Origin of the sequence: Enterococcus termitis (assembly GCF_001730305.1) — a bacterium.
Classification (GTDB): Bacteria; Bacillota; Bacilli; order Lactobacillales; family Enterococcaceae; genus Enterococcus_L; species Enterococcus_L termitis.
The window spans coordinates 1-2,648 of the sequence record NZ_MIJY01000035.1; the positions used below are offsets into that span (position 1 = coordinate 1).

Sequence of the window (2,648 nt, forward strand, 5' to 3'; positions counted from 1 at the left end):
GATAGCGATAGGTAACCTTTTGAAGTTTGCTTTCTTAGCTACTAAAAGCAAATAACTTCTCTAGGTTTTCCCCCGCTCCACACCGTACATGCACCTTTCAGCGCATACGGCGCTCCAACTTCTTCTTTTTCAATAAATACTAGTTAAATTACATTTCTCACGATATTTATTTATCCGCTCAAGCTGTTTTCCGTTCAATTTGAGTAATCTTTTATATTTGTCAATCGTTTCTGTATATGTCGCATGTATCAATCTGTGCGCCCAACTATGAACGACAACCAAATTTTGAAATTCATCTGTTCCACCCATGCTTTTCGGTAAAATGTGGTGACAATGGACTTCGTCCGCAGCTAGGAATACACCTGTAACTGCACATTTTCCATTTTGCATCGAATATTTTGAAATTCTATTATCTATATATTCGATACTTCTATTAGAAATATTAGAATATTGTAGTTTTTGGATTTCTAGAAATATAGACGAACGCATCCCTTTATAGCCTTTAATTCTTCCCTCTTCTGTATAATCACATATTACTGGATTAAATCCCGGAGAAAGTCTCCACTTTATATCAGATAAAGGATATAGATAAATCAGACTAACTTTAAATGTTCTGATTTTATTTCTGTAGAATTTCTTGTAAGAAATAGGTGGACTTCTTGGAACCTCATACTTTCCAACATTTTTTAAACGATTGTACTGAGTATATAAAAGTGAATAAGATAATTTTGAAAAATCTTTATTTACCTGTGTAGCGAATCTAAAGTAGTTATGAATTCCTAGCACATAAGCATTATACTCACGTATATTCTTCCAACTAGGGTCTTTCTGAATTTTCTTTAGCGCTTGTTTTATTTTTTCCCGTATCAACTTTTTATTCTTTTTAGAAGTATACGTTCTTGCCACATATCTTTGGCGATTTTTCTTGGCTCTAATTTCATATCCTAAAAATTCAGATTTATTTCTTCTAAGATTCGTTACTTTTGATTTCTCTGCCGATATTTCTAATTTCAAATGGTTCGTTAAATATCCCTTTACTGCATGAAATATTTTCCAAGCATCTTTATAATTCTTAGTGAATATTTTAAAATCATCCGCATATCGCACGATAAACATTTCTTTTAAGCGGCTTGTTCTTTTGAGAGCTGTCATTCTATTGCCACTACTGGAATAGTGGTGTCTTGTTGGAAATTCTTCCCATTGTTTCGATATCCACTGATCTAATTCATTTAATACGACATTGGATAACAGAGGGGACAGTATTCCTCCTTGAGGGGTTCCTTTATCTTGAACACCTTTCTTATCAATCGGAGCTTTTAACATTTTGTAGATAACAGCTAAAACTCTTCGATCTTTTATTCCAATTGTGTATAGCTGGCGAATCAATTTGGAATGATTCACATTATCAAAGAATCCTTTTACATCAACATCGACCACATAGTGAAAAGTCGATTGATTCATCAAGAAAGAGCATCTTGATAATGCATGGTGAGCCGAGCGATTCGGTCGAAATCCATAGGAATGTTTAAAGAATTTAGCTTCACAAATCGGTTCTAGAACCTGCTTAAACATCTGCTGGATTATTCTATCTCCAATAGTTGGTATACCTAGTGGACGACTCTTTCCATTAGATTTCGGAATATCTACTTTCCTAACTGGCTCAGGTTCATATTTATCTAACTTCCTCCTGATTTCCGCTATAAAAGCAGCTTTATCCTTTATTTTGAAATCTTTGATTGTTTGATTATCTATACCGGCTGTTTGTGAACCTGTATTTGATTTAATTATTCTGTATGCCAATAAAATATTATTTTCAGAGATAATTATATTGTATAAATCTATCCCTTTCATTCCATTTCTTTTGCTTCTCTCGAACAGCCAATCAAAAGTTTTTTGCATATCGTAGTATTCATAAAATCGTAATTTTGTACTCACAAATGGTTTTAATCTCCTAACTTCGTTAGTCCCATCATCTTACCCGATCCTGTGAGTTTCATTTTCCTAGTATTCATTTTTCAAAGAACAAGCCTTGGGGCTATCCCTCCACGTTTATTAGACGCTTCCCAGGTACTGTGCCCCTACTATCACGAGAATTAAGAAATTTCAACTTTTGTCTTATATTCAACACCCTGATAACAGTCATTTTAATTAGGTGTTTCTCGCTTCCCACGTTCCAATGATTCTAGCTGTACATATCTATCCTTAGGTGCTCACTCTGAGCCTGAATATTTATAACGTCTTTGTCCGTTATCCCGAATTTCATATTGACGACTCTTACTTTTCGGTAATACTCGTTGCGCCTCGCAACCATATATGCTTTCACATACGTCGACATTTAGACCCGTACATTCGCAAGTTCGTCAGTTTTCCATTGAAAACATTCTCACCATAGATAGTTTATAGCGTTCCGACCTATCCTTTACCTTATGAAATGCGCATTTCACTTAGGCATTGTTCAGCCGACTTCACCTAGCTTTACACCCTTAGTTTCTGTTAAAACCAAACGCATATAGGAGTATTAAACCAGTTGTTTCAGCCAACATGACGGCTTTCATTCCAACTGTCAAATCATTAGTTGTAACCTACTAACCTTCAGTAAGTCCTCACTTTTCGTGTTATACACTTATAGTGAAACGTGTCGCACCATC

The 2,648-nt window shown here is 35.0% G+C and carries 1 protein-coding gene; it reads right to left on the minus strand.

The features are described 5' to 3' along the window. Positions 1-129 precede the first annotated feature (129 nt). A complete protein-coding gene (gene ltrA / locus BCR25_RS14085) occupies positions 130-1,935 on the minus strand; it encodes a group II intron reverse transcriptase/maturase (protein ID WP_069664236.1) in 1,806 nt (601 codons plus the stop codon). Between the last annotated feature and the right edge of the window lie 713 nt (positions 1,936-2,648).